Genomic DNA, 25,962 nt, shown 5'->3' with positions numbered 1-25,962 from the left:
GCCGCCCCGGTGCTACATCATGCCCTTTTCCTTGTAGTAGCGTTCCGCGCCCGGATGCAGCGGCAACGGCATGCCGTTAAGCGCGTTTTCGAGCTTGATCTGGGTTGCGGCCTTGTGGGCGGCTTCGAGTTCGGGAAGGTTCTCGAACAGCTGCTTGGTCATCTCATAGGCCAGATCGTCACTGACATCGGAATGGGTGACGAGGAAGTTGACGACGGCCACGGTCTGCACGTCGCTGTCCTGGCCGCCATAGGTGCCGGCCGGAATGGTGGCCGCGATATAGGGCGCGCCGAGCGCCTTCACGACATCTTCGGGCACCGCCACCATCTGCACGTCGACCGAGGTCGACAGGTCCTTGATCGAAGCCACGCCGAGGCCGGCCGACTGAAGCGTCGCGTCGAGCTGCCGGTTCTTGATCAGCTCCACCGATTCCGCGAACGGCAGATATTCGGTCTTGGACAGATCGTCATAGGTCATGCCGGCGGCGGCGAAGATCGCCCTGGCATTGAGCTCGGTTCCGGATTTGGCAGCGCCCACCGAAAGGCTCTTGCCGTTCAGGCCGGCGAGATCGGTGATCCCCGATTCCTTGGAGGCCACGATCTGGATATAGTTCGGGTAGACTGCGGCAATGCCGCGCAGCTTGTCGAGCGGCCCCTTGAAGCCGGCCTCCGGATCGCCTTCCCAGGCAAGCTTGACGGAATCGCCGAGCGCCAGCGCCAGTTCGCCCTTACCCTGCTGCAACAGGTTGAGGTTTTCGACCGAAGCCTTGGTCGACTGCACCTGGGTGCGCACGCCCTCGATCTTCTCCGCGTAGATCTTCGACAGGCCGACGCCGAGCGGATAGTAGACGCCCGAGGTGCCGCCGGTCAGGATGTTGACGAACTGGTCGGCCTTGGCCGGGGCCAGCGACAGCGCCATGGCGCTCGCCACCATCAACGTGACCATGCTTCTGCGGTTTATGGTGATCATCGGTTATTCCTCCGTGTTCCGATCAATCCGGGATCCGCGCGTCTCTCCTCCGCGCAGTGATACGGGTGCCAATATGCAACACCCATGCCATGTACCCGTTTACAGGAATTAGGGGCGCTTTGCCAAATGGGAACGGCGCGATGGGCAAGTGATTGCCCGCCTTGATGAAACGACGGGCAGGATGGTGCCCATCAATCCGGCAGGCGCCGGACCGTCGGGCGTGCCGAACCGGCGTCACCAGGCGGCCGGCGCAGTCCCGAGCCGCCCCGCGGGCCGATCCCAGCCCATGCGGGCGACGCCCACGCAGAGCGGGGCTCTGAGCCGGCGCGCCGGCCCCCAGCCGGTCGCTTCGAGGGCAGCGTCATAATCATGCGGCTCGGGCTTGCCGATCAGCGCCACATCCCCCGACTGCCTATACCCGGCAAGACAGCCGCCGACGCGGGCCACCGAGGTGCACCAGCGTGACCCTGTCGCCTGCATCGCGCGCAGCACGAGGCCCCGCACCGCTGCAGCCGCGAGCAGATAGCCCGCGCCATGATCGAGCGCCTGCACCGGCAGCGGCACCGGGCGGGCAGCCCCCGCCTCGGCCATGCCCGTTGCGGCAATGCCTGCGCTCATCTGCACCAGACTGTCGAAACCGCGCCGGCCCGCCCAGGGTCCGCTCCAGCCATAGGCATCCAGCGAGACATCGACCAGGCCCGGATTGAGGGCGCGGCGGACATCGGCTCCCAGCCCCAGCCGCTCAAGCGCATCCGGGCGATAGCCGTGGACGAGAATATCCGCCTCGGCGATGAGCCCTTTCAGATGCTCGCGGTCGCCGGCCTGTTTGAAATCGAGCCGGGCGCAGCGCTTTCCGAGCGTGACTTCCGGGATTACCGCGCCTTCGTCCCAGCCCGGCGGATCGATCCTGAGCACATCGGCGCCGAACCCCGCCAGAAACCGCGTCGCCACCGGCCCGGCAAGCACGCGCGTGAGATCGAGCACCCGTATTCCGGAGAGCGGGCGCAGAGCATCAACTTGCCGGCTGAAACGCAGTGCGGCGCCTTGCCGCTCGACATGCATCAGCGGTTCGGCCAGCACCGCCCGCCCCTGCGGATGCGCGGCCCACTGCTCCGGATCGCGCATGGCTGCGGCACAGCCGCCCGCCGCAACCACGGCCGCCTCCAATGCATCCGCGCGCCATTTCGCGACGGCGGCCGCCACGGCTTCGCGCCCGGGCACGGGGTCGGCAGGAAACCCGAGCACCGACAGCGCCGCATCGCGATGCGCCCGTGCATTGGTGTGCAGCCGGATCCAGCCGTCGGCGGTGGCGTAATCGCCCGCGACCGCATCCCAGGCCGATGGCAGCTCCCAGCCGTCGGGCGCGATCGAAAACCCGAACCACAGCGAGGCGAGCCGCCGATCGACCCTGACCTGCGGCGCTTGGCCGGCGTGAAGGCCGACCCATTCCGCAACCGCCAGCCCGGCCGTGGCCATCGCCGCGGCGGCGAAATCGCTGACCGCGAACACGGAAGGCAAGGCACCGACCCCGGCGATCTCCACCTGATCGGGGCGCGCGGCTCCGCCGCCAAGCGCCTGCCACAACCGGGCCGCCATCTCGAACGCGCCGCCACCCGTGACGGGCAGATTTTCAAGGCCGGATGCAGAACCGTTCATGCAGGACTCCTTCGGCAGCACCCGATCAGGCACTGGCAGGCTTCACAGAAGCGCCAAAGCGCAGGACCGTCAATATTGCTCATGAAAATGGCCGCAAGGCGCCGAGACTGGCGGATTGCATCGATCCCGTCGAAGCGGAGCCGGCCTGCAAACCAAGCCTCCTTGCGCTCACGTGACCCTCGATTTCCTCAAGCCCGCCCCCGTCCGCGCCGTCTCTCAAAGCGCCGCAAACCGCCGGCATGGCCGCGCGAAGGCCCGAGGCTTGGCCACGATGCCCCTCGACCGGGACCGGCCGTCACGCGGGCGATCTTGCGGCCACCGAAGGTTTTCCCCTGTGCATCCGGCTTGTGAAAGCCGTTTCCAGATGTCAACTTGGTCGCGTACGATTCACACTGCATTGGGAGTAAGTGCATGGCACACAAATTCGAGATCTACAAAGACAAGGCCGGCGAGTACCGGGTCCGCTTCAAGTACAACAGCGAAATCATGTTCTCGACGGAGGGCTATACCAGCAAGGCCAGCGCCCAGAATGCCATCGACTCGATCAAGAAGAACGGCCCCGCCGCCCCGGTCGAAGACAACAGCTGAGAAAAGCCCGTCGCTTGCTTCGACGCTGTCATGAATGCTGACTTTGACAATTGAGACGGCCTGGGAAAACGGGCCGTCTCCTGCTGGATGTGCCGAAACTGTGTTGAAGGAGGCCGATGTGCACAGTTTCAGAGTTCCTTCTCCTGAGACACTCTTCAAGGCCTGACACCCTGTCGCCCGCACCTTTGCAGGAAACACGATCATGAGCTGGGCATTGTTTGTCGATGAATCCGGTCAAGATCAAAGGTATTCGCCCTATGAAGTGCTCGCCGGGTTTGCGATTGAGGACCGCAAGATTTGGCCGCTGATCCGGCAGATATCCGATGCCCAACAGTATTTTTTCGGAATGAGGCTGTTTGAAGCCTATGGTGCCGAAGCCAAGGCCAAGGAGCTTCTAAAGGCGAAGACCTTCCGGCTTGCAGGTCAGATGGGTCCATACCGCATGGCGAACGAACCCGTTTCGCGAAAGCGATGCTGGAACATGGCGCGCATCCAACGCGAGCCGGCCTCACCGCGCTGGCACAGGCCAAGCTCGCCTATGTCGAGTTTGTATTGGATCTCGCCCACAGCCATCAGGGCAAAGTGTTCGCGACGATGGTGCCCCAGGGCGCGCCTCGCCCGCCAAACGATCAGGCGATGCGGAAGGACTACGCCTTCTTTCTGGAACGCTTTTATCATTTCCTCAATCAGATGCCCGGCGATCCGATGGGTTTTCTCGTATTCGATGAGTTGGACAAATCCGCCAGCCACGTGCTGCTTGGACAGATATCCAGGTACTTTCTGCGGACCGCGAACGGCCGGACGAGATCGCGGCTTATCGTGCCGGAACCGTTCTTCGTTCACAGCGATCTGAGTTCCCTGATTCAGGTCGCGGATTTGGTAGCTTATATTACAAGTTGGGGTCTTCGCCTGCCTCGCATGCCCGTCACGACCCGGCCGGAATTGACTCCGCTGGTCGAAGCCATCAAGCGAATGCGCTACAGCCGCCGCACAGAAGGCGGCCAGACGGTATGGGGCGTCAAGGAGGTCAGGGATTTGCGGACCCGGGAGCGCTGACAGCCACAAATGAAAAAGGCAATGCAACGTTTCCGCCGCAAAGCCTCCATCGACCAAATAGGGTCTGCTCCCTTTGAAAGTCAAGAGTAGCGCATGTGGATTGCAATTGTGACGCCGTCACCTTCCGAAACGACATGCCCGGGATCGAGCCCCTGCCCGGAAGACCTTGCATTGGGCATCTGCATCAAGCTTTACGTTTCCTACTCCCCCGCGCACACCGCGGGCAGACCACCGATCACCAGGTCGGTGACGATGTCGGCATAGGCGTCGCGGTCGACCGGGCCGCCGGGCCGGTGCCAGAGATAGAACCAGTTGAGCATACCGAACACCGACATCGTCACCGGCCCCACCAGATCCGGCCGGGCGGTAAAGCGGTCGGGTTCGAGCGCCCGCACCGCGTCCGACATGCAGGTCACCAGCCGCCGTTGCAGCCCGCGCAGATGCCGCTGGCTGTCCTCGGGCAGCGACGACAGCGCGTCGAGTTGCACCTTGTGCTCCGCGTCTGAATCCCGGTAGGCAATCAGGATCGCCCGGACCAGCGCCCGCAGCCGCTCCTGCGCCGTGCCGGGCTCGAGCGCCGCCGCCTCCACCACCTTGACCAGCGACGCCAGATGCGTGTCGAGGATGTCGAACAGCAGCGCATCCTTGGACGGATAATAGTGGTAGATCAGCGCCTTGGAGACACCGCAGGCCTGCGCGAGCTTGCCCATCGAGGCCCGGTCGAAGCCGTGTTCGGCAAAGAACGCAGCGGCCGTGCGCAGGATCGCCTCGCGCTTTTCCTCGTGGTCCTTGGCGATGGTGCGAGCCATGAAATCTAGCCCTTCGGCCGGTTGTCGACGACGCGCTTGGCCTTGCCTTCCGAGCGCGCCACGGCGCCCGGTTCGGCAACATCGATGCGCGCGGACACGCCGACCGTGCTCTTGATGTGGTGCGCGAGTTCCCGTGCCGAAGCGGCCCGCGCCTCCGCGTCGGCGGCACCGGCGCTGGCTTCCACATGCACCGTCATGTCGTCCATGCGGCCGGAGCGGGTGAGCTCGATCTGAAAATGCGGCGCGAGGCCCGCGCATTTCAGGATCTGTTCCTCGATCTGGGTCGGGAACACATTGACCCCGCGCAGGATGATCATGTCGTCGGAGCGGCCGGTGATCTTTTCCATCCGCCGCATCGAGCGCGCGGTGCCCGGCATCAGCCGGGTCAGATCGCGGGTGCGGTAGCGCACCATCGGCAGCGCCTCCTTTGACAGCGTGGTGAACACCAGTTCGCCGATCTCCCCGTCGGGCAGAACTTCCTCGGTCACAGGATCGATGACTTCCGGGTAGAAATGATCCTCCCAGATATGCAGCCCGTCCTTGGTCTCGACGCACTCGTTGGCAACGCCCGGCCCCATCACTTCCGAAAGACCGTAGATGTCGACGGCATGCATGTCGAAGGCCTGCTCGATCTCCGAGCGCATGGCATTGGTCCAGGGTTCCGCGCCGAAGATGCCGACCGCCAGCGAGGACTCGCGCGGATCCACGCCGGCGCGGCGGAATTCGTCGAGGATCGAGAGCATGTAGGAGGGCGTGACCATGATCACGCGCGGCTTGAAATCGGTGATCAGCGACACCTGCCGCTCGGTCATGCCGCCCGAAACCGGCACCACCGTGCAGCCCAGCCGCTCCGCGCCATAATGCGCGCCGAGCCCGCCGGTGAAAAGGCCGTAGCCATAGGCGACATGGACGATATCGCCGCTGCGCCCGCCCGAAGCGCGGATCGAGCGCGCCACCAGATCCGACCACATCGCGATATCGCCCGCGGTGTAGCCCACCACCGTGGGCTTGCCGGTGGTGCCCGACGAGCCATGCAGCCGCACCACCTTCTCGCGCGGCACTGCGAACATGCCGAAGGGATAGTTGTCCCTGAGGTCGAGCTTGGTCGTGAACGGAAACTTCGACAGGTCCGATAGCGACTTGAGATCGTCCGGATGCACGCCCTTGGCGTCGAAGGCCGCCGTGTAATGCGGCACGTTTTCATAGGCATGGCGAAGCGACCATTGCATCCGCTTGAGCTGAAGTGCTGCAATCTCGTCGCGCGACGCGATCTCGATCGGATCGAGACTGGCGCGATCCGGGGTTAGGTCAAGCATGGGTTCCTCCTCGAACCGGGGCGGCGCCTCCCAGGCTGCCCCCCACTTTCCTCAAACTGCTGTACCCGGCAGCTCAGGCCGCGGGCTCCTCGAAATGCGTGCCTGCGACCGTGCGCGACAGCCCGCGAAATTCGGCAATCGCGGTGCCGTCATCGCGGGTCACGGTGACGTCATAGACCCCGGACCGGCCGGCAAGCGTGACTTCCCGCGCCGTCGCCGTCAGCCGGTCGCCCTCCCGCCCCGGCGCCAGGAACGTGACCGAACAATGCTGCGCCACGGTGATCGCGTTGCGGCTGTTGCAGGCAAAGGCAAAGGCGCTGTCGGCGAGCGTGAAGATCGCCCCGCCGTGGCACGAGCCGTGGCCGTTGAGATGGTTTTTGCGCACCACCATCGACAGCGTGGCCGTGCCAGGCCCGACCGTCTCGACGGTCATGCCGTTGGACTGGCTCATGTGGTCGTCCTTCCACATGGCTTCCGACGAGCGCTCGGCACGCTCCTGATCGCTGATCGCGCTCATTGCCCGCCTCCGAACTCCGGCTCGCGCTTTTCGAGAAAGGCGCGCACGCCCTCGGCGTAATCGGCATGGAAGCCGCAGTCGCGCTGGGTCGCGGCTTCGAGGTCGAGATGATCGTCGAGCACCTGCCCGGCCGCGGCCTGGATCAGGCTCTTGGTCTTGCCGAGCCCGAAGGTCGGCCCGGCGGCAAGTTTGGCGCCAAGCGCCCTCGCCTCGCCCATCAGCTCGGCATCGTCACAGGACTTCCAGATCATGCCCCAGTGCTCGGCGCGGTCGGCGGTCACGGGCTCCGCGGTCATGGCGATCGCCTTGGCGCGCGCCTCGCCGATCAGCCGCGGCAGCATCCAGGAGCCGCCCGCATCGGGAATGAGCCCCACCCGGGCGAAGGACTGGATGAATTTCGCGCCGCGGGCGGCCAGCACGATGTCGCAGGCAAGCGCCAGATTGGCGCCCGCGCCGGCGGCTACCCCGTTGACCGCACAGACCACCGGCTTTTCGAGCGTGCGGATGCGGCGGATCAGCGGATTGTAGAAGCGGGCGATGGTGTCGCCGAGATCGGGCGGGCCATCCATTTTTGCGGGATCCCGCGCGCCGAGATCCTGGCCCGCGCAAAAGCCGCGCCCCGCCCCGGTCAGAAGCACCGCCCGGCAGCGCACATCGTCGCGCGCCATGTCGAGAAACCCGGCAAGCGCGACATGCATCTCGTCATTGAAGGCATTCAATCGGTCCGGACGGTTCAGTGTAAGTTCCATCACACCACCGTTCCAGGACTGTAAAACCGGTTCACTCATGGCTAGGCTCCTCCTGAAAATTAAGGTTGCATAAGCCGACCGGTTGGTCAATTAATAATCACCAGTCCGACATCGGCAATTTGTCATCCGGAACCCGAGGAGCCCCGCCCGTGACCACCCCTTCCGCACCGCCCGCGTCCCAACCGGAAAAAAGGGTCGTCACCGTTGCGATCGAGAACGGTCATGCGCTGGTCACGATCGACAATCCGCCGGTCAATGCGCTCGGGGTCAGCGTGCGCAAGGGGCTGATGGACGCGCTGGCCGAGGTCAACGACGCCGGCTGCACCTCCGCGGCACTCGTCTGCGCCGGCAAGACCTTCGTCGCCGGCGGCGACATATCCGAATTTGCCGGCCCGCCGCCGCTGCCGCACCTGCCCGACGTGCTCGACGCCATCGAGGCGAGCGAAACGCCTTTTATCGCCGTGATGCACGGCACCGTGCTCGGCGGCGGTCTCGAACTGGCGCTCGCCTGCGCCTGGCGATTGGCCGACGCAAACACCCGTTTCGGCTTGCCCGAGGTCAATCTCGGCCTGATCCCCGGCGCCGGCGGCACGCAGCGCCTGCCCCGGGTGATCGGGCTCGAGCCGGCCGCCCGCATGGCCGCCAGCGGCAAGCCGGTCAGTGCCAAGGCCTTCGAAGAGATGGGCGGCCTCGATCTGGTCTTCTCGGGCGATCCCATGGCAGCACTCGCGTCCTTCCGCGATGCCCTCCCCGCGCGTCCCGCCAAAACCTCCACGCGGTCCGTCACGGACGCCGACCTCACCGCGCTGAAAGCCGAGATCGCCAAATCCGCCAAGGGCGCCGAAGCGCCGCTCATCGCGCTTGAGACCACCGCGCTCGCAGCGCGCCTGCCCTTTGCCGAAGGCCAGGCGATCGAACGCCAGACCCATCTCGACCTGCGCCAGAGCGCGCAGTCGCGGGCCTTGCGGCGGCTGTTCTTCGCCAACCGCGCCGTCACCCGCCCGGAGCGGCTGCGCGACATCGAGGCTGCGAAGATCGAGCATGTGGCGATCGTCGGCGGCGGCCTCATGGGCGCGGGCATTGCCGCGGCCTGCCTCGCCGCCGGCCACCGGGTCACGATCATCGAGCGCGACAGCGCCAGCGCCGAAGCGGGGCGTGGCCGCGTCGAAGCCATCATCGCCAAGGATCTGGCCTCAGGCCGCATCGGCGAGGACAAGGCCGAGGCCCGGCGCGCGAAGCTTGAGGCCGGCGACAGCTATGCTGCGGCCTTCGATGCCGACATCGCCATCGAAGCGGTGTTCGAGGACGCGGATGTCAAGCGCGCGGTGTTCACCGAATTGGTCGCGGTGATGCGTGAGGACGCGCTGGTTGCCACCAACACCTCCTATCTCGATCCCAACCTGATCAGCCGCGGTCTGCCCGGCCAGGGCCGGTTCCTGGGCCTGCATTTCTTCTCGCCCGCCAATATCATGAAGCTCGTCGAGGTGGTGGGCACCGACGCCAGTTCCGCCGAGACCATGGCCACCGCCTTCGCCTTCGCCCGCGGGCTCGGCAAGATCCCGGTCGAGACCGGCGTCTGCGACGGCTTCATCGGCAACCGCATCCTCTCGGCCTATCGCCGCCAGGCGGATTACATGGTCGCCGACGGCGCCTCGCCCTATGCGGTCGATGCGGCCATGCGGTCGCTCGGCATGCCGATGGGACCCTACGAGTTGCAGGACCTGACCGGGTTGCAGATCAGCTGGGCCAACCGCAAGCGCCAGCGCGCGGCGGGTACCTGGCCGGGCCGCTATGTCGATATCGCCGACAGGCTCTGCGAAATGGGCCGCCAGGGCCGCGGCAGCGCGGCCAAGAAGGGCTGGTACGACCATACCGCCGGCAAGGGCGCGCCCGATCCCGAGATCGAGGCCATGGTGGCCGCCTGGCGCGAGGAGCAGGGCGTGACGCCAAAGACGTTCTCGAACGAGGAGATCGTCATGCGCATCATGGCGGCGATCGTCAACGAGGCGAACCTGATCCTCGAAGAGGGGATCGCATCGAGCGACACGGCCGTCGATATCGTCTGGACCGAGGGCTACGGCTTCCCCAAACACCTGGGCGGCCCGATGTTCTGGGCCGAGGAAACCGGGATCGACCGGCTTCGCGAAGCCTTTGCCGATGTGGCGGCGCAGAGCCCGGGTTCCTGGAAACCGGCAGGAGTCTTCAAGGGCTGAACCCGGCCTGAACCGGCCAACGCGACTTATGGAAGGCGCCTCCGCGCGCCAGGGGAGAGAGACATGGGTCTGATCAACGTTCACAGCTATCTGGGTGGCCGCTGGCTGCCCGCCGACGAAGGCGCGCGCCCGATTGCCAGCGCCGTGACCGGCGAACCGCTGGCGATGGCCGGCCAGGCGACGCTCGACACCGCCGGCATGATCGCCCATGCCCGCAACAAGGGGGGACCGGGGCTGCGGGCGATGAGCTTCCACGACCGCGCCCGGATGCTGAAGGCGCTGGCGCTGGAGCTGTCCAACCACAAGGACGAGCTCTACGCGCTGTCCCACACCACCGGCGCCACCACCGCCGACGCCAAGATCGATGTCGACGGCGGCATCGCCACGCTCATGGTCTATGCCTCGAAAGGCCGGCGCGAACTGCCCGACGGGCATATTTTGGTCGAGGGCGATCTGGAGATGCTGTCGCGCGGCGGCAGCTTCGTGGGCCAGCATGTGGCGACCCCGCTCAGGGGCGTGGCCGTCCATATCAACGCCTTCAACTTCCCGGTCTGGGGCATGCTCGAAAAGCTTGCGCCAGCGCTGCTTGCCGGCATGCCGGCGATCGTCAAGCCGGCGACCGCGACCTGCCACGTGACCGAGCAATGCGTGCGCCGCATGATCGGCTCCGGCCTTCTGCCGGAAGGTGCGGTGCAGCTCGTCTCGGGCGGGCTCGGCGACCTTCTCGACCGCCTCGACTACCAGGATGTGGTGGGCTTCACCGGCTCGGCCCAGACCGCGCTGATGTTGCGCTCCAGCCGGCATCTTCTCGAAAACAGCGTCCGCTTCGTGGCTGAACAGGACAGCCTGAACGCGAGCGTGCTCGGTCCGGATGTCACCCAAGACAGCCCCGAATTCGAGATCCTGGTCAAGGAAGTGGTGCGCGAGATGACCGCCAAGGCCGGGCAGAAATGCACCGCCATCCGCCGCATCCTCGTGCCCGAAGCCCTGATGGGCCCAGTGGGCGACGCGATTGCCGCCAAGCTCGGCACGATCCGCATCGGCGACCCGGCGCTGGAGACCACCCGCATGGGCGCGCTCGCCTCCGCTGCGCAGAAGTCCGACGTGCGCGAGAAGGCGACCCGGATCGCGGCCGAATGCCGGCGCCTGACCGGCGACCCGGACCGCTACGAGGTCGACGGCGCCGATCCGGAGCGCGGCGCCTTCGTGGCGCCGATGCTGTTTGCCTGCGACGATCCGGACGCGGGCGACGCGGTGCATGCGGTCGAGGCCTTCGGCCCCGTCGCCACGCTGATGCCCTATCGCGATCTCGCCCATGCGGGCCGCCTGATGAACCGCGGCAAGGGCAGCCTGGTCGCCTCGCTGATCACCCACGACCCGGCGGTCGCGCGCGCCCTGATCCTCGACGCGGCGGCCTCCCATGGCCGCATCTATGTCAACAACCGCGACAGCGCCAGGGAAGCCACCGGCCACGGCTCGCCGCTGCCGCACATGATCCATGGCGGCCCGGGCCGCGCCGGCGGCGGCGAGGAACTGGGCGGCATCCGCGGCGTGATGCACTACATGCAACTGACCGCCGTGCAGGGCAGCCCCGACATCATTTCGGCCATCACCGGCACCTGGATCAAGGGCGCCGCGCAACCCAAATCCCCTGCCCATCCCTTCACCCGGACTTTCGACGAGCTTGCCATCGGCGAGACCATCGAGGCCGGCCCGCGCACCGTCACGCTCGAAGACATCGAACATTTCGCGCACTTCACCGGCGACACCTTCTATGCCCACATGGACGAGGAGGCCGCGAAGGCCAACCCGTTCTTCCCCGGCCGCGTGGCGCACGGCTATCTGCTTCTCTCGTTTGCCGCCGGCCTGTTCGTCGAACCGAGCCCCGGCCCGGTGCTCGCCAATACCGGGCTCGACGGGCTCAAGTTCATGAAGCCGGTCTCGCCCGGAGACGCGATCTCGGTCCGCCTCACGGTCAAGCGCAAGACCCGACGCACCGATGAGTATGGCGAAGTCCGCTGGCATGTCGCGGTGTTGAACCAGGACGGCGAGGACGTGGCCGAATACGAGCTTCACACCATGAACGCCTACCGGGCGTAGCACGCAAACAACCGGATTCAATCCGGCAACGGCCGGACTGGACGCCTTGATTCCCGAAGCTTATTAGGACTTGAAGAAACAGTGCGGCGCGGCAGGCAGCACCTCTCCGGCGTGAACACCTGCCCCGGCATGCGGCCCCGATCCCGACATCATCCCGCCCGGCGCGATACGCCAAGTCCTTGCCGCCATTCATTATCGGGCTCGATTTTCAGTCCGATGCTGGTAGGGTCGCGGGTTCGGGAGAAGGAGGGACATCGTGCTGCAAACCGCGACGGAGCAGAAGGCGCGCACCTCGGCGGGCATCGTCATGATGTGCATTGGCGTGGCGAGCCTGTGCGTCAACGATGCCATCGCCAAGGCGCTCACCGCCGGCTATTCGCCGGTGCAGATCCTGTTCCTGCGCAACCTGATCGCGCTTCCCTTTGCGATCCTGATCGCCTGGAAGATGGGTGGCCCCGCAGCCCTGCGCTCGCACCGGCCGATCGCGCATCTCGCACGCGGCACGCTCTGGATCGGCGCCACCATCCTGTTCTTCACCTCGATCATGCATCTTGGGCTCGCCGAGGCCACGGCACTGATCTTCGTGGCGCCGCTGTTCATCACCGCGCTCTCGGCACTGGTGTTTCGCGAGCATGTGGGCTGGAAACGCTGGCTTGCCATTCTGGTGGGCTTCGTCGGCGTGCTGGTGGCCGTCCGCCCCGGCACATCGGCCTTCCAGACCGTGTCGCTGCTGCCGATCGCCACCGCCTTCGTCTATGCGCTTCTGATGCTGTCGGCCCGCTTCGTCGACCCCAGGGAGAGCGTGTGGACGCTGCTTCTCTACATGACCGGGACCGGCGCGCTGCTCAGCCTCTTCATCGTCCCCTTCGTCTGGGTCACGCCGCGCGCGGAAGATCTCTGGCTGTTCGCGGCCATCGCCATTTTCGGCACCGCCGGCATGACGCTGATGACCCAGGCTTTCCGGCTTGCGCCCGCGGTCGTGGTGGCGCCGCTCGACTACACCGCGATCATCTGGGCAACTCTGCTCGGCTGGCTGTTCTGGAGCGAGATCCCCGACAGCCTGACCTTCGCCGGCGCCGCCATCATCATCGCCAGCGGCATCTTCATCATCTACCGGGAGCACCGGGCGGGCTGAAGCTTTAGCTCGCCCGGCAGCGAGCGCGTCCCCTCTTCCGGGGTCAGGCCAAACCGTCTATGCAATCAGCCCATGCGCGCGACCGACCCGATATCCTCGATTCTCGAAGCCCGCCTCGCCGGCTTGCAGGCGGAGGCACGGCTGTCGGCCTGGTCGCTGATCGTCTCGTTTCTCGGCGACGCCATCGGTCCGCGCGGCGGCGTGGTGTCAGCAACCGCGCTTCAGGCGCTGATGCAACGGCTCGGCGTCGGCGCGGGTGCGGTGCGCACCGCACTGTCGCGGCTTGCGGCCGAGGGCTGGATCGAGCGCACGCGCGAGGGCCGCAACGGATTCTACAGCCTCGCCGGCGCAGTCGGCGAAACCGTGCTCGCCGCCGAACGGCGGATCTATGCCGGCTCCTCGCTGCTGCCCGCCGATACGCCGCGCTGCCTTGTCATCGCCGCCTCAGCCTTGCCCGAAGAGGCCCTGCCAGCCATCGATGCAGCCTGGGCGTTGCGGCTCGCACCGCATGTTCTGCTCTGCTTCGCCGCCGCCGAGGCGCTGCCACCTGCCTTGCGTTTCGACGGTGCCACCCTTGCCGACAGGCCGCGCCTCATCCCCGGCCACGGGCTTACAGGAGCGCTCGCCGAGGCGCGCCAGTCCGCCGAGATGGCACGGCTCCACGAGGCCTATGCGCCGCTGCATCAAGCACTTGAGGCAGGCGCGGCACCCGCCCCCGAAGATGCCATCGCGCTTCGCTGCCTGATGATCCACGAATGGCGGCGGCTCGCGCTCAAGGTTTTGGCGGTTCCTTCGGATCTCGTTCACGAGGGTGATCCGGAACCCGCCACCCGGGCGCTGGTGGCCGGCATCTATGCCCGGCTGCTGCCCGCCTCCGAAGCCTGGCTCGACGCCCATGCCACAACGCCGTCCGGGCCGTTGCCCGCCCCCGACGCCCGCCTGGCCCGCCGCTTCGCCGCGGGCTAGGCCCGGCAAACCTGCAAACGTGTTACAAGTTATACTTGACATTCTTTAAGCCTGTAACATATGCTTCCAGGTATCGAGGAGGATATCAGCCATGTACAGCCAGGGCCTGATCGGCGTGGATTCGAGCACCACGGAATCGGAGGAGTTTCTCTCCCTGTTCCAGGCCCGGGTCGACCGCGAAGAGAAAATCGAACCCAACGACCCCATGCCCGAAGGCTATCGCCGCACGCTGGTGCGCCAGATCGGCCAGCACGCGCATTCGGAAATCGTCGGCATGCTGCCCGAGGGCAACTGGATCACCCGCGCCCCCACCCTGCGCCGCAAGATCGCGCTTCTGGCCAAGGTGCAGGACGAGGGCGGCCACGGCCTCTATCTCTATTCGGCCGCGGAAACGCTGGGCGTCTCGCGCGAGCAGATGACCGAGGAACTGCTTTCCGGCAAGGCCAAGTATTCCTCGATCTTCAACTACCCGACGCTGACCTGGGCCGATATCGGCGCCATCGGCTGGCTGGTCGACGGCGCCGCGATCATGAACCAGATCCCGCTCTGCCGCTGCTCCTACGGCCCCTATGCCCGGGCCATGATCCGCGTGTGCAAGGAAGAAAGCTTCCACCAGCGCCAGGGCTACGAGATCATGATGGCGCTCGCCCGCGGCTCGGACGAGCAGAAGGAAATGGCGCAGGACGCGCTCAATCGCTGGTGGTGGCCGTCGCTGATGATGTTCGGCCCGCATGACGGCGAAAGCGCCCATGGCGAGCAGTCGATGGCCTGGAAGATCAAGCGCTTCTCCAATGACGAACTGCGGCAGAAATTCATCACCGCCACCGTGCCGCAGGCCGAGTTCATCGGGCTGACGGTTCCCGACCCGGACCTCAAATTCAACGCCGAGACCGGGCTCTATGAGCATGGCGAGATCGACTGGGTGGAATTCAAGGCGGTGGTCTCCGGCAATGGCCGCATGAACCGCGATCGAATCCGCGACCGCAAGCAGGCCCATGACGACGGCGCCTGGGTCCGCGAGGCGGCGCTTGCCCACGCGGCCAAGCGCGCCGCGTCCCGCACCGTCCCCCAGGAGGCAGCAGAATGAGTTCGACCAATCCGACCACGCCGCTGTGGGAAGTCTTCATCCGCCCGCGCAACGGGTTGCACCACCGCCATGTCGGCTCGCTGCACGCCGCCGATTCCGCGCTGGCGCTGCAGGCCGCCCGCGACGTCTACACCCGTCGCGGCGAAGGCAACTCGATCTGGGTGGTGCGCTCGAGCGACATCGCCGCCTCCGACCCGTCCTTCGCCGAGCCGATGTTCGAGCCCGCCGACGACAAGATCTACCGCCACCCGACCTTCTACGAGATCCCCGACGAAGTGGGGCACATGTGATGGGCGCCGTGGCTGCAACCTTTGAGATGGCCGGTTTCCGCGCGCTTCTCGAACTGGCCGACGACGCGCTGATCCTCGGTCACCGGCTCTCGGAATGGTGCGGGCATGCGCCCACGCTCGAGGAAGACCTGGCGCTCGCGAACATGGGGCTCGACCTTCTGGGCCAGGCCCGCGCGCTCTATGCCCATGCCGGCGAGATCGAGGGCAAGGGACGCGGCGAGGACGACCTGGCGTTCCTGCGCCGCGAGCGCGACTACGTCAACTGCCTGCTGGTCGAGCGTCCGAACGGCGATTTCGCCGCCACCATGGCGCGCCAGCTCTATTTCGCGGCCTTCATGCACCCCTTCTGGCGCGCAATCGCCGCGAGCTCGAACGACGCCACGCTGGCCGGCATTGCCGCCAAGGCGGAGAAGGAAATGGCCTACCACCTGCGCCACTGCGGCGAATGGGTGATCCGGCTCGGCGACGGCACCGCGGAAAGTGCACGGCGCATGCAGGCGGCGGTCGACGAACTGCACCGCTACACGGGCGAATTGTTCGAGGCCTCGCCCGTGCGCGAAAAAGCCGTTGCCGACGGTCTGCTGCCCGATCCCGGGACCGTGCGCGCCGAGTGGGAGCGCACCATCGCCATGGTGTTCTCGCAAGCGGGCCTGACCGCCCCCGAGGTGCGCGTACCCCAGAGCGGCGGCCGCGAGGGCCTGCATGGCGAGGACATGGGCCATCTGCTGGCCGAGATGCAGTTCATGCAGCGCGCCTATCCGGGCCTGACCTGGTGAGCGCCATGACGGCCACGACGGCCCCGACCGCGGATCTCGACCTCGCCCGGGCGCGAAGCGTCGCGAGCCGCGTGCCCGATCCCGAGGTTCCTTGCGTGACGGTGGCCGATCTCGGCATCCTGCGCGGGGTCGAGCGCGACGCGGACGGCACCATCGTGGTGCGTCTCACCCCCACCTATTCCGGTTGTCCGGCGGTGGTCGCCATCGAAATGGCGGTGCAAGCCGCGCTGCTCGACGCCGGCATCGACGCCCGCATCGAGCGCGTCCTGTCGCCCGCCTGGACCACCGACTGGATCAGCGCCGAAGGCCGCGAGAAACTGCGCGCCTACGGCATCGCCCCGCCGGTGGGCGCTTCGGGCGGACGCCGTGCCTTCTTCGCCGAGGAGCGGATCGCCTGCCCGCGCTGCGGCTCGGAGGCGACCAGCCGCATTTCCGAATTCGGTTCGACCGCCTGCAAGGCGCATTACCGCTGCGACGCCTGCGCCGAACCGTTCGACTATTTCAAGTGCATCTGAGGAGCCCCGCCATGGCCGCACCGCGCTTTCACGATCTCGAAATTGCCGCCGTCCGTCCGCAGACGCCCGACGCGGTCGCCATCACCTTCGCCATTCCCGAGGATCTCGACGCCGATTTCGCCTTCCTGCCGGGCCAGTATCTCACACTTCGCGCCACCGTGAACGGCGAAGACATGCGCCGCTCCTATTCGATCTGTTCCGCGCTCGGCGAAGCGGGCCGCCGCACCGTCGGGGTCAAGCGCATCGCCGATGGCCGGTTTTCGGGCTTCGCGCAGTCGCTCAAACCCGGCGACAAGATCCAGGTGATGCCGCCGCAGGGCCGGTTTACCGCCGAGATCGGCGGCGCGCACGACTATCTGCTGCTGGCCGCGGGCTCGGGCATCACCCCCTGCCTGTCGATCGCCAAATCGGTGCTGGCGGGCGAGCCGGATTCCTCCGTCACACTGCTTTATGCCAACCGCAATTCCGCAAGACCGCTACACGCACTGCTTCACGCTGCTGCATGTGCTCGACGAGGAGATCCAGGACGTCGAGATCATGAACGGGCGGCTCGACGCCGAAAAGCTCGAAACGCTGGCCGCCCACGGGCTGATCGACCCGAAATCCGCCGACGCGATCTATATCTGCGGCCCCGAGCCGATGATCCGCGCGGCGTCGGCCGCGATGCTGGCGCTGGGTGTCGACGAGGAGCGGGTCAAGTTCGAACTCTTCACCCCCGCCCCCGGCGCTGCCGCGCCCAAGCCCGCGGCCGCAGCCAACGGCGGCGCCGCCCCTGCGAAATCTGCCTCGACGGTGGACATCATCCTCGACGGCGCGCGCCGCAGCCTCGTCGTCGATGCGAGCGCCGACACGGTTCTGACGGCGGCGATGCGCGCGGGCCTCGACATCCCCTATTCCTGCGCCGGCGGCATGTGCTGCACCTGCCGCTGCAAGGTGGTGGAAGGCGAGGCCAGCATGGACGAGAACTATTCGCTCGAACCCTGGGAGCTCGAAGCGGGTTTCGTGCTCGCCTGCCAGTCGCGGCCGACCACGGACAGGCTGGTGCTCGACTTCGACGCCCAGTAGCCCGAACTTCGGTCAGGGCACGCGCCAGACTATCGATCGGCGCAAGACAAACGCGGCGGGCCGCAATGACCCGCCGCGGAAGGCCGACCTTCCGGGCGGCTACTTGCCGCCGATGCTCTCGGCGGACGCCATGCCCTTGGCCTTCGACTTGCCGCCGAGCTTGTCGCGCACGCCCTTTTCGATCCTGTCGCCGGTCTCGCCGTCGATGTTGCGCCAGTAGTCGAAGGCGCGCTCAAGCACCTTCTCGCTGACCCCGTCGCAGAGATGCCCGACGACATTGTCGACGAGCCGCTCGCGCGCATCGGCGTCCATCACCTCCCGCACCAGCGCACCGGCCTGGCTCCAGTCGTCGTCGTCCGCGCGCAGTGTGTAGGCCTGGCGCACCATGTCGCCGTCGGCATGCCAGAGGCCCGCCTCCTGCGGCGCGGGCTCAGCCGCCGGTCCGCCATAGGAATTGGGCGCATAGACCGGGTCCGCGACATTCACGGTGCGGCCGGCGCCATCCTTCGAGTAGCTGTGAACCGGGCTTTTGGCGGCATTGACCGGGATCTGCTTGTAGTTGACGCCAAGCCGCGCCCGGTGCGCATCCGCATAGGAGAAGCCGCGCGCGAGCAGCATCTTGTCGGGCGAAAGCCCGATGCCCGGCACCATGTTGTTGGGCTCGAAGGCGGCCTGCTCGATCTGGGTGTGGAAGTCGGTCGGGTTGCGGTCGAGCGTCAGCTTGCCGACCTCGATCAGCGGATAGTCGGCATGCGGCCAGACCTTGGTGAGGTCGAACGGATTGATGCGGTAGGTCTTGGCGTCTTCGTAGGGCATGATCTGCCATTTCAGCGTCCAGCTCGGATGATCGCCGTCGCGGATCGCGTTGAACAGGTCGCGGCGGTGGAAATCGCCATCGCTGCCGGCGAGCCTGTCGGCCTCGTCCTGACTGAGATAGGCGTTGCCGTCACCCTGGTCGGTGTGGAAATGGAACTTGACCCAGAACTTCTCGCCCTCGGCATTGACCAGCGAATAGGTGTGGCTCGAATAGCCGTTCATCTCGCGCCAGGTCTTGGGGATGCCGCGGTCGCCCATCAGATAGGCCACCTGGTGCGCGCTTTCGGGCGACAGCGTCCAGAAATCCCACTGCATGTCGTGGTCGCGCATGTCATTGTCGGCGCGGCGCTTCTGCGAGCGGATGAAATGCTGGAACTTCAGCGGGTCGCGGATGAAGAAGATCGGCGTGTTGTTGCCGACCATGTCGAAATTGCCTTCCTCGGTGTACATCTTGACCGAGAAGCCGCGCGGATCGCGCCAGGTGTCGGGACTGCCGCGCTCGCCGGCGACCGTCGAGAACCGCATCGCCACCTCGCAGGAGGCGCCCGGCTGGAAGATCTTCGCCTTGGTGTAGCGCGACACATCCTTCGTGGTCTCGAAGCGGCCGAAGGCGCCCGAGCCCTTGGCGTGCGGCTGGCGCTCGGGAATGCGCTCGCGGTTGAAATTCGCCATCTGCTCGAGCAGGTAATGATCGTTGAGCACGATCGGGCCGTCGGGGCCGATGGTCAGCGAATGCTCGTCGCTCTGCACCCTGATCCCGGCATCCGTGGTGGTGTGGGGGGTGGTGGTGTGGGGGGTGGCGCGTGTGTCTTTCTTGTCCGTCATATGAGCCTCTCCTGGTTCTTGATAGGGACAACCCGCCGCCGGCGCGAATGTTCCTTCGCCGGTCCCCGCTTTCATCGCACCAGCACGAAGGCCGCCAAGGTCCCCGAGGGGTCGCCGGATTGCGCAGCCCCCGGCCGGGCAGCCGGACGCGCCGCCGGCGCGGGCACGGCCGCCGGAGTGGGAGAGATCGAAGTCCGGAGGGCCGCACGCGGGCAGTGCCGTCTGAACGATGGATGATTGGGGTGGCGCTGACAGCGCGCGGCCCGGAACCCGTCGGATGGCGTCCCCATCCGACAGGCGGCGGCCTCGCAGATCACGCCGGAGTTGGCTTGTTCGCCTGCCCCTCTTCAGGGCCCTCCGCCCGGGTTGCCCCGGCCGCGGCCCGGACAGGCCGCGGGAGCTGCTTGAGGCGCGGGTTCCGGCACGGACCCTGCCCCGCGTTCGCGGGACATGTCCGCCACAGGCCCGGACCGCCGCCCCTGCCCCCGCCTGCCTTAAGCAGACACGGAGCCGGAGCCCGGCCCGGTGGCTGGCTTTGCACGACGCGTAGATGCGCCGCCCGCCAGCGGAACCGCACTGGCCACCGCCTCCCCCCGGGCAGACCGCGCTCACGTTTGCGCGCCACCCGAAGGGGCATTCCCTCCCGCCTGGCTCGAAACGTTCGCGATCCATCCGGCAGCGGGAGCAAGCAAAGTGTCGCACGGGGGCGGAGGGTGGGGAAAAGATGGGGAGGATTTTTTCGGGGGGCTTGCACGGGGCAGGATGACAGATCGGGATTCCGGACCGGCCGCCCTCTCCGTTGTCATGCCCCCTTTCTGTCGTCATCCCCGGCCCCCGAGCCGGGGATCCATGCCGTGCCCCATCCGCGGACACCGTTCCCGGCAACATCACGGAATGGATCCTCGGGTCGCTTCATGAATGGACGCGCTTCGCTTAAGGCATTCACCGACGGCCTGAAAACCCCGCCGCAGCATCACCGAAAAAAACCTGAAGGGTCAGCCCTGACACATTGCCAGAAGCAGCCTTCAATGCATTCCGGAACCCGCCCCCCGCACGCCAGCTCAAAACGTGGCGCTGTCAGCCGAATACCGTATTTGTAGGGATCGGGAGCTCAAACGAAACTTACTAAATTCTCAGAAAATAATAGTTGCCCGTTCAAACATAAGTTGCAATTCTGGTGCTTTGTTTCGCGAGGCCGCCATGGAAAGAAATTCCGAATACGAAAAGTTTATAGCGAACGCTCGCAGGAATTTCTCCTTCCGGTTGGTAAATTGGCCTCTTTGGGGCGGAATCACGCTAATCTCAATTGGTATCTTCTTCGCGGTATCAATTGACGATCACACCCTCTTTCAAAAATTAGTTGTAGCTGGAATTACTGAGCTCGGCTTCGCATTCTTCATTGCCCATATTATTATTATTACGGTCGACCGGGAAGAAAAACAGGAAATGCGCAGGGAGCTTCGACTTGAACAAGAGCGCATGGAAACGGAAAGAAGAACCGCAGAGCGCCGAGTAGCTTCCAAGCTATATTTGTCGACCGTTTTGGATGTCGATCTCCCCAATAATGTTTCAGATGAATTAAATAAATATATTCTTGCATCAAAACTATTAAAACGCGATCAAAAATTAAAATACAAAATTGTTAATCTAAATCCATTTGCAAAGCTCATACAATCTCTTGACGCAACATATGAAAATGTTCATAGAGAGCCATACGACTACCATCCTCCATTTCAGAGCTACCACAATCGGCTCCCTGCAGTAGAGAAACGGCACCCAAACGAAGTTTGGGGGCTATTATCATTTACGTTGTCTGTTTCGCGCGCCGGCGGTGAGCCCGCTATGGAGAAGCTTATCTCTTGGCAACGCAACAGCCAATCTAAACATAATACATCAGAGAAAGAATTTGATTTTGACTTTGATGGCATCAATCTGAAGAATCCTATTCGTCTCGAATTCGGAGACAGAGTGCGTCTTCAAATAGAATGGAATACTCCAAAATTTGAAAACGATAATGAGTTATTTACAAATACTAATTTTGCCGAGAATATGGTCATAGATGTTGAATATAACAAAGATGAATTTGAAGTTGGCTACCGCTGCATACACCCTCGCGCAAAGGAATGCATGGTTGTATCAGAAGGTAAGAATTACGACACAATCAACTTCTATTTTCCTTTTATGCCGAGCAATGGAGTGATTACATGGTGGCGCAAATTATAAATTTGAGGAGAACGGTCGACAGGTGGCTTTCGGTGATACTAACGTATATACCACGATGACTTACATCACACCACAAGGAGACGCAGGCCGTGGATGAGCGGAACACGGAGCGGATGAATTTCCGCACCAAACCGCGCATCAAGAGGACCATCCAGCAGGCGGCCGCCCTGTCAGGGGTGGACGATTCCGTGTTCACCATGAGCGCGGCCTACCAATCGGCCTTGCAAACCATTGCAGCGCATGAGCGCACGGTCCTGCAGCCGGTGGATCATGCCGCGTTTTTCACGGCCCTCGATAACCCGCCCGAGGCGACCGACCGCCTGAAGGCGGCATTCGCGCGCCACCGGACGACGATTGCGTCCAAGTGACATCAGCGCAGGACACCGCGCCCAACATCATCGCGCCGCTCGATCCTGACAGGCATGACCGGGCGGCTTTTTCTTGCGGCATCGACAAGGTCGACAATTTCTTCAGGCGGACGGCGAACAAGCTCTCGTCAGCCGGGAATGTGCGGGTATTTGTCCTGACCGCCCCCGAAGGTGACCTGATCGGATTTCATGCGCTGAACGTCCACGCCGTGGACTTCACCAATCTGCCGCCAAGATATGCCCGCACACGGCCCGACCACGGCAGCATCCCCGCGGCCTATATCTCCATGATCGGCGTGGACAGCCGCTACCAGGGGCAAGGTTTTGGCGGCGACTTGCTAGTGGATACCCTGCGCCGCATCGCCGGCGCAGCCGAGAGTATCGGCATCGTGGTTGTCACGATGGATGTGCTCGACTGCGGTGACGAAACCAGGACGGCAAGGCGCAAGGCGCTTTACGAGAGCTATGGATTTGCGCCCCTGCCCTCGCATCCGCTCCGGCTCTACATGGCGCTGGCAACGGTGCGGAACCTTCTGACGGCACCTTGATGCGGTGCTTGGCGCCCCTCACACGATCGCGGCGACGATCTTTCTCAGTTCTGCATTCCGCGCTCCGAGCATCAGCACGTTCCTGAGGGCGGCCTTCGGGTCTGCGGTGCGGAACAGCACGCCGTTTTCACCGACATCGCGGTTGATCACCTGACGGCGCGACCTGGCGCCGTCGCCTTCGCCGTCCTTCATCGCCACGGCGAAATACATCCGCGCATAGCCGGGCTTCACGCGGTGGAAGAATTTCTCATCATTCGTGTCTTCGCCCGTGTCCACGTTGATGCTGGCGGTGAAATTGGCGATGTAGAAGCCCCAGGTCACATCCTTGTGGTCGGCAAAATCGGTCTTCGAGGCCGTCACATGGACATAGCCCAGATGCGGGGCCGTCGCCAAAGTCTTGTGAAAGATGATCTCGGGAAAGCGGATGTTCTGGTGAAACCGGTTGAGCCGCTGGTGCGTCTTGCGGCCGGCATGTTCAAGCCGCCTGCCGGTCCGTTCCGCGACCTCCTTGTCGGACAGGTAGCGACGCTCTTCCTGGACCCAGTCTTCCGCATAGCGGATGATCTTCCCGGTCCTGAGGAAGTTGGTGTGGACCGCCATAGCCGGACCGGGTGGCGGTCCTTTGGTCCGGGTCGCATAATACTTGAACATGGACATGCAGAATCGTCCCTCGAATTTCTGACCAAACCATGAATTCAAATGGTTAACCAATTGCTTCCGCGCAGGCGGGAATCCGTCGGCGAGCGCCGTTTCAGGCGCGGCGGCAGCGCATGAATGGCACAAACCCCGCCGCGGTCAGGCGGCGGGGTTTGCATGGTCAGTCTCGGTGAAGGTGTCCGGGCCGCGGCAATCGGCCTTGCCTGTTTCCGGCCTGCCCTCAGAATTCGTCCCAGTCGTCGTTCGACGGCGCGGCCGCCGCCGACGCGAACGCGACCGCGAGCTTCCGGCCCATCGCATGCGGCGCCGGCGTCGCCGCGCGGACGCCGCTGTCGCCCTCGGCGGAAACAGCCCGCAGCGGCGCGGCCCGGCGCGGGGCCGGCGCAGCGCTGCGCAGGGCGGCATGCGCCGCGCGGCTGCCGAGATTGAACTGGGCGAGCCTGCCCGCGAGCGCGCCGACTTCGGTTTCGAGCGTGTGGGCGGCGGCGGTGGACTGTTCGACCATGGCCGCGTTCTGCTGGGTGCCCTGGTCGATCTGGTTGACCGCGGTGTTGATTTCCTGCAGCCCGTTCGACTGCTCCCGCGCGGCCTGCACGATCGCCTGGACGTTGAGGTTGATCTCCTGCACCTCGCCGACGATGACCTCCAGCGCACGCCCGGTTTCCCCGACCAGGCCGACGCCGTTCTTCACATGCTCGGACGACGACAGGATCAGCGTCTTGATCTCCTTGGCCGCCGCGGCGGAGCGCTGCGCGAGTTCGCGCACTTCCTGGGCGACGACGGCGAAGCCGCGGCCCGCCTCCCCTGCCCGCGCCGCCTCGACGCCGGCATTGAGCGCCAGCAGGTTGGTCTGGAAGGCGATCTCGTCGATCACGCCGATGATGTTGGAGATCGATTCCGAGGACCGTTCGATCTCGCCCATCGCGGCCACCGCATTGCCGACGATCTGGCCGGAACGCTCCGCACCCTGCTTGGTGCGGGCGACCAGGGTGCCGGCTTCTTCGGCGCGCAGGGTCGAATCCTTGACCGAGGTGGTGATCTGCTCGATCGCGGCCGCGGTTTCCTCGACGGAGGCTGCCTGCTGCTCGGTCCGGTGCGCGAGATCATTGGCCGCCGAGGTGATCTCGGTCGAGCCGTTCTGGATCGTCGCCGCGTTTTCGGAGAAGGCCAGCATCGCGTCCTGCAGCTTCTCGACGGAAGAGTTGAAGTTGAGGCGGATCGGGTCGAGCTTGGCATCGAACGACTGCTCGAGCCGCACGGTCATGTCGCCGTTCGACAGGCGCGACAGCCCGTCGCCGAGTTCGCCGACGGCAAAGCGCACCGCCTCTTCATGCGCGGCGCTGATATCGGCCCGCTCGCGGCGCTCGGTCTCCTCGCGCACCCGGGCGGCTTCCGCCTCGCGCTCGAGCTCGACCTTGCGGCGGTTGTTCTCGAGCAGGGTGCCGAGCGAGCGCGACAGGTCGCCGATTTCGTCCTCGCGTCCGATATCCGTCAGTTCGACATCCAGGTCGCCTTCGGCGATGCGGTTGGTCTGGCCGATGACATTGCTGATGCGGGCGACGAAGCGGCGCGAAATGAACAGGCCCAGCAAGGACAGCACCACCGCCGCGGCGACGGCCACGGCAACGGCCGTCCAGACCAGCCGGTTGACCGCCGCAAAGACCGTGGCCTCGGGAACGGAGACGATCGCGTACCAGTTGTTGTCGCCTGTCAGCGGCAAGGGATAAGCCACCGACAGCAGCGCTCCATCCGTCGCGCTTGCCGTCTCCATCACCTCTCCGGGATTGGCCATCAGCTTGTCCCAGCCCGCCGTGGCCTGTCCGGTCTCGGCGACCGACTTGCCCGCCAGGCTCTGGTCCGGATGCACGATGATGTTGCCGGCGCCCGTCACCAGGCCGACGAAGCCGTCGCCCATGGGCCGAACCGACGACAGCGCCTCATTGGCACCGGCGAGCGAGAGATCGACACCGGCTACGCCGACCCGCTTGCCATCGAGCTCCACCGGGACAACGAGCGAGGTAATCAGCTGCTGCGTGCCGTCGACCGGATAAAGATAGGGCTCCACCACCTGCGGCGTGCCGGTTTCATGCGCCAGAATGTAATAGTCGCCGGCACCCGGCACGGTGTAATCGAGCAGCACTTCCTTGATGATCTTGCCGTTGCTGCGCACCCAGTAGGGCACGTAGCGGCCGGTGTCGTCGTTCCCGGAGGTGCCGGCGAATTCCGCGTCCCGGCCGTCGAAGGCGTTGGCATCCCAGCCGGTCCAGACGCCGAGCACGCTCGGATTGTCCCTGAGCAGGTTTTCCTGAAGCCGGTCGGCCGCCTCGCGATCCGGGGCTCCCCCCTGCTTGATCGCCACCAGCCCGCTATCGAGGTTCCGGGCCACCCCGAAGGCGCTCTTCATCATCTGCTCGATATCCGAAGCCTGGAGCGCGGCGGTCTGGCGCATTTCCTGAAGAGCGGACCGCTCCGATGTCTGATAGGCCAGACCGATCAGTACACCGGCAGTGGCCAGCGTCGTGACCAGGCCGGAGGCGCCGATCGCAAAGATGTTTCGGGTGGTCGCGGATTTGAATAGCATGGGTTCCCTCAATATGACTGATCCGGGATGCTCACACCCGATGACAGCACTGGAATTTTAGGGAGAGTTGAGGGCTATTCCTTAAAAAACAATTTCGCAGGGCCGGATATAAAGCAATTGTTTGAATTTATGTCTTG

At 65.1% G+C, this 25,962-nt stretch carries 23 protein-coding genes and 1 pseudogene; 15 read left to right on the top strand and 9 right to left on the bottom strand.

All coding sequences use genetic code 11. The features are described from left to right. Positions 1 to 12: 12 nt before the first annotated feature. Both AWJ14_RS09965 and AWJ14_RS09960 read right to left on the bottom strand, forming a co-directional pair. Entirely contained in the window at positions 13 to 969 is a 957-nt protein-coding gene (locus AWJ14_RS09965; RefSeq protein ID WP_066178018.1) for a TAXI family TRAP transporter solute-binding subunit, read from the bottom strand. Between the two features lie 234 nt (positions 970 to 1,203). Beyond that, on the bottom strand, positions 1,204 to 2,625 hold the full coding sequence (locus tag AWJ14_RS09960) for a CoA transferase (protein ID WP_083220163.1): 1,422 nt from the start codon (positions 2,623 to 2,625) through the stop codon (positions 1,204 to 1,206). Positions 2,626 to 3,036: 411 nt separating this feature from the next. Between AWJ14_RS09960 and AWJ14_RS09955 the strand changes: the two genes are divergently transcribed. Then, positions 3,037 to 3,213 carry a YegP family protein gene (locus tag AWJ14_RS09955; RefSeq protein ID WP_066178016.1) on the top strand — a complete coding sequence of 59 codons (177 nt, stop codon included), beginning with the start codon at positions 3,037 to 3,039 and terminating at the stop codon, positions 3,211 to 3,213. Positions 3,214 to 3,684: 471 nt separating this feature from the next. Beyond that, positions 3,685 to 4,269, top strand: coding sequence for a DUF3800 domain-containing protein (locus AWJ14_RS22770; RefSeq protein ID WP_245304195.1), 585 nt, complete (start codon positions 3,685 to 3,687; stop codon positions 4,267 to 4,269). A 200-nt stretch (positions 4,270 to 4,469) separates the two neighbouring features. On the opposite strand, the gene AWJ14_RS09945 is transcribed toward AWJ14_RS22770, so the two are convergent. From AWJ14_RS09945 to paaG, 4 genes are all read right to left on the bottom strand, one after another. Further along, entirely contained in the window at positions 4,470 to 5,078 is a 609-nt protein-coding gene (locus AWJ14_RS09945; RefSeq protein WP_066178014.1) for a TetR/AcrR family transcriptional regulator, read from the bottom strand. 5 nt (positions 5,079 to 5,083) lie between these two features. Continuing rightward, entirely contained in the window at positions 5,084 to 6,394 is a 1,311-nt protein-coding gene (gene paaK, locus AWJ14_RS09940) for a phenylacetate--CoA ligase PaaK (RefSeq protein ID WP_066178012.1), read from the bottom strand. 73 nt (positions 6,395 to 6,467) lie between these two features. Beyond that, positions 6,468 to 6,911 carry a hydroxyphenylacetyl-CoA thioesterase PaaI gene (paaI, locus tag AWJ14_RS09935; protein ID WP_066178010.1) on the bottom strand — a complete coding sequence of 148 codons (444 nt, stop codon included), beginning with the start codon at positions 6,909 to 6,911 and terminating at the stop codon, positions 6,468 to 6,470. Then, positions 6,908 to 7,699 carry a 2-(1,2-epoxy-1,2-dihydrophenyl)acetyl-CoA isomerase PaaG gene (paaG, locus tag AWJ14_RS09930; protein ID WP_066178008.1) on the bottom strand — a complete coding sequence of 264 codons (792 nt, stop codon included), beginning with the start codon at positions 7,697 to 7,699 and terminating at the stop codon, positions 6,908 to 6,910. Before paaG ends, paaI begins: the two co-directional genes overlap by 4 nt. Before the next feature lie 110 nt (positions 7,700 to 7,809). On the opposite strand from paaG, the gene AWJ14_RS09925 reads away from it, so the two are divergent. The 10 genes and pseudogenes from AWJ14_RS09925 to AWJ14_RS22760 all read left to right on the top strand — a co-directional run bounded on the left by AWJ14_RS09925 (position 7,810) and on the right by AWJ14_RS22760 (position 17,807). After that, the gene (locus AWJ14_RS09925; protein ID WP_083220162.1) at positions 7,810 to 9,873 is read left to right on the top strand and encodes an FAD-dependent oxidoreductase; all 2,064 of its coding nucleotides are present in this window, start codon (positions 7,810 to 7,812) and stop codon (positions 9,871 to 9,873) included. A 63-nt stretch (positions 9,874 to 9,936) separates the two neighbouring features. Beyond that, positions 9,937 to 11,973, top strand: coding sequence for a phenylacetic acid degradation bifunctional protein PaaZ (gene paaZ / locus AWJ14_RS09920; protein WP_066178007.1), 2,037 nt, complete (start codon positions 9,937 to 9,939; stop codon positions 11,971 to 11,973). A gap of 256 nt (positions 11,974 to 12,229) precedes the next feature. Continuing rightward, entirely contained in the window at positions 12,230 to 13,108 is an 879-nt protein-coding gene (locus AWJ14_RS09915; protein ID WP_210183520.1) for a DMT family transporter, read from the top strand. A 72-nt stretch (positions 13,109 to 13,180) separates the two neighbouring features. Then, positions 13,181 to 14,074, top strand: a complete 894-nt coding sequence (locus AWJ14_RS09910) for a PaaX family transcriptional regulator C-terminal domain-containing protein (RefSeq protein ID WP_083220161.1) — start codon at positions 13,181 to 13,183, stop codon at positions 14,072 to 14,074. 91 nt (positions 14,075 to 14,165) lie between these two features. Next, positions 14,166 to 15,161: a 1,2-phenylacetyl-CoA epoxidase subunit PaaA gene (gene paaA / locus AWJ14_RS09905; RefSeq protein ID WP_066178006.1), complete on the top strand. Its 996-nt coding sequence runs from the start codon at positions 14,166 to 14,168 to the stop codon at positions 15,159 to 15,161. Next, the gene (gene paaB, locus AWJ14_RS09900; protein WP_066178004.1) at positions 15,158 to 15,451 is read left to right on the top strand and encodes a 1,2-phenylacetyl-CoA epoxidase subunit PaaB; all 294 of its coding nucleotides are present in this window, start codon (positions 15,158 to 15,160) and stop codon (positions 15,449 to 15,451) included. Before paaA ends, paaB begins: the two co-directional genes overlap by 4 nt. After that, positions 15,451 to 16,227 carry a 1,2-phenylacetyl-CoA epoxidase subunit PaaC gene (gene paaC, locus AWJ14_RS09895; RefSeq protein ID WP_066178002.1) on the top strand — a complete coding sequence of 259 codons (777 nt, stop codon included), beginning with the start codon at positions 15,451 to 15,453 and terminating at the stop codon, positions 16,225 to 16,227. Before paaB ends, paaC begins: the two co-directional genes overlap by 1 nt. A 5-nt stretch (positions 16,228 to 16,232) precedes the next feature. After that, on the top strand, positions 16,233 to 16,742 hold the full coding sequence (gene paaD, locus AWJ14_RS09890; protein ID WP_066178000.1) for a 1,2-phenylacetyl-CoA epoxidase subunit PaaD: 510 nt from the start codon (positions 16,233 to 16,235) through the stop codon (positions 16,740 to 16,742). An 11-nt stretch (positions 16,743 to 16,753) separates the two neighbouring features. Beyond that, positions 16,754 to 17,161 (top strand): annotated as a pseudogene (locus AWJ14_RS22765) (FAD-binding oxidoreductase); the annotation flags it as partial. Between the two features lie 31 nt (positions 17,162 to 17,192). Further along, on the top strand, positions 17,193 to 17,807 hold the full coding sequence (locus AWJ14_RS22760) for a 2Fe-2S iron-sulfur cluster-binding protein (protein WP_280949312.1): 615 nt from the start codon (positions 17,193 to 17,195) through the stop codon (positions 17,805 to 17,807). Between the two features lie 99 nt (positions 17,808 to 17,906). On the opposite strand, the gene AWJ14_RS09880 is transcribed toward AWJ14_RS22760, so the two are convergent. After that, entirely contained in the window at positions 17,907 to 19,448 is a 1,542-nt protein-coding gene (locus AWJ14_RS09880) for a catalase (protein ID WP_066177997.1), read from the bottom strand. Between the two features lie 1,200 nt (positions 19,449 to 20,648). Here AWJ14_RS09880 and AWJ14_RS22180 point away from each other — a divergent pair. From AWJ14_RS22180 to AWJ14_RS09870, 3 genes are all read left to right on the top strand, one after another. Continuing rightward, positions 20,649 to 21,671 carry a hypothetical protein gene (locus tag AWJ14_RS22180; RefSeq protein WP_139112592.1) on the top strand — a complete coding sequence of 341 codons (1,023 nt, stop codon included), beginning with the start codon at positions 20,649 to 20,651 and terminating at the stop codon, positions 21,669 to 21,671. Positions 21,672 to 21,784: 113 nt separating this feature from the next. Continuing rightward, positions 21,785 to 22,039, top strand: a complete 255-nt coding sequence (locus tag AWJ14_RS09875; protein WP_066177995.1) for a type II toxin-antitoxin system TacA family antitoxin — start codon at positions 21,785 to 21,787, stop codon at positions 22,037 to 22,039. Then, positions 22,036 to 22,587, top strand: a complete 552-nt coding sequence (locus AWJ14_RS09870) for a GNAT family N-acetyltransferase (RefSeq protein WP_066177993.1) — start codon at positions 22,036 to 22,038, stop codon at positions 22,585 to 22,587. Before AWJ14_RS09875 ends, AWJ14_RS09870 begins: the two co-directional genes overlap by 4 nt. An 18-nt stretch (positions 22,588 to 22,605) precedes the next feature. On the opposite strand, the gene AWJ14_RS09865 is transcribed toward AWJ14_RS09870, so the two are convergent. Further along, complete coding sequence (locus tag AWJ14_RS09865; protein WP_066177991.1) at positions 22,606 to 23,244, bottom strand: DUF6656 family protein; 639 nt, start codon at positions 23,242 to 23,244, stop codon at positions 22,606 to 22,608. A 220-nt stretch (positions 23,245 to 23,464) separates the two neighbouring features. After that, positions 23,465 to 25,825 carry a methyl-accepting chemotaxis protein gene (locus tag AWJ14_RS09860; RefSeq protein ID WP_066177990.1) on the bottom strand — a complete coding sequence of 787 codons (2,361 nt, stop codon included), beginning with the start codon at positions 25,823 to 25,825 and terminating at the stop codon, positions 23,465 to 23,467. Between the last annotated feature and the right edge of the window lie 137 nt (positions 25,826 to 25,962).

The sequence above is a fragment of the Parahoeflea olei genome, assembly GCF_001703635.1.
GTDB lineage: Bacteria > Pseudomonadota > Alphaproteobacteria > Rhizobiales > Rhizobiaceae > Hoeflea > Hoeflea olei.
Note: the sequence above shows the minus strand (reverse complement) of the source record. Positions and strands in the feature narration are given on the sequence as shown.

Coding starts and splice junctions, on each gene's coding strand:
- paaG (WP_066178008.1), bottom strand. CDS start 7,699: ATGAGTGAACCGGTTTTACAGTCCTGGAACGGTGGTGTGATGGAACTT.
- paaC (WP_066178002.1), top strand. CDS start 15,451: ATGGGCGCCGTGGCTGCAACCTTTGAGATGGCCGGTTTCCGCGCGCTT.
- paaA (WP_066178006.1), top strand. CDS start 14,166: ATGTACAGCCAGGGCCTGATCGGCGTGGATTCGAGCACCACGGAATCG.
- AWJ14_RS09865 (WP_066177991.1), bottom strand. CDS start 23,244: ATGTCCATGTTCAAGTATTATGCGACCCGGACCAAAGGACCGCCACCC.
- AWJ14_RS09875 (WP_066177995.1), top strand. CDS start 21,785: ATGAATTTCCGCACCAAACCGCGCATCAAGAGGACCATCCAGCAGGCG.
- AWJ14_RS09910 (WP_083220161.1), top strand. CDS start 13,181: ATGCGCGCGACCGACCCGATATCCTCGATTCTCGAAGCCCGCCTCGCC.
- AWJ14_RS22760 (WP_280949312.1), top strand. CDS start 17,193: ATGCCAACCGCAATTCCGCAAGACCGCTACACGCACTGCTTCACGCTG.
- AWJ14_RS09955 (WP_066178016.1), top strand. CDS start 3,037: ATGGCACACAAATTCGAGATCTACAAAGACAAGGCCGGCGAGTACCGG.
- AWJ14_RS09860 (WP_066177990.1), bottom strand. CDS start 25,825: ATGCTATTCAAATCCGCGACCACCCGAAACATCTTTGCGATCGGCGCC.
- AWJ14_RS22770 (WP_245304195.1), top strand. CDS start 3,685: ATGCTGGAACATGGCGCGCATCCAACGCGAGCCGGCCTCACCGCGCTG.
- paaZ (WP_066178007.1), top strand. CDS start 9,937: ATGGGTCTGATCAACGTTCACAGCTATCTGGGTGGCCGCTGGCTGCCC.
- paaD (WP_066178000.1), top strand. CDS start 16,233: ATGACGGCCACGACGGCCCCGACCGCGGATCTCGACCTCGCCCGGGCG.
- paaK (WP_066178012.1), bottom strand. CDS start 6,394: ATGCTTGACCTAACCCCGGATCGCGCCAGTCTCGATCCGATCGAGATC.
- paaB (WP_066178004.1), top strand. CDS start 15,158: ATGAGTTCGACCAATCCGACCACGCCGCTGTGGGAAGTCTTCATCCGC.
- AWJ14_RS22180 (WP_139112592.1), top strand. CDS start 20,649: ATGGAAAGAAATTCCGAATACGAAAAGTTTATAGCGAACGCTCGCAGG.
- paaI (WP_066178010.1), bottom strand. CDS start 6,911: ATGAGCGCGATCAGCGATCAGGAGCGTGCCGAGCGCTCGTCGGAAGCC.
- AWJ14_RS09965 (WP_066178018.1), bottom strand. CDS start 969: ATGATCACCATAAACCGCAGAAGCATGGTCACGTTGATGGTGGCGAGC.
- AWJ14_RS09945 (WP_066178014.1), bottom strand. CDS start 5,078: ATGGCTCGCACCATCGCCAAGGACCACGAGGAAAAGCGCGAGGCGATC.
- AWJ14_RS09880 (WP_066177997.1), bottom strand. CDS start 19,448: ATGACGGACAAGAAAGACACACGCGCCACCCCCCACACCACCACCCCC.
- AWJ14_RS09960 (WP_083220163.1), bottom strand. CDS start 2,625: ATGAACGGTTCTGCATCCGGCCTTGAAAATCTGCCCGTCACGGGTGGC.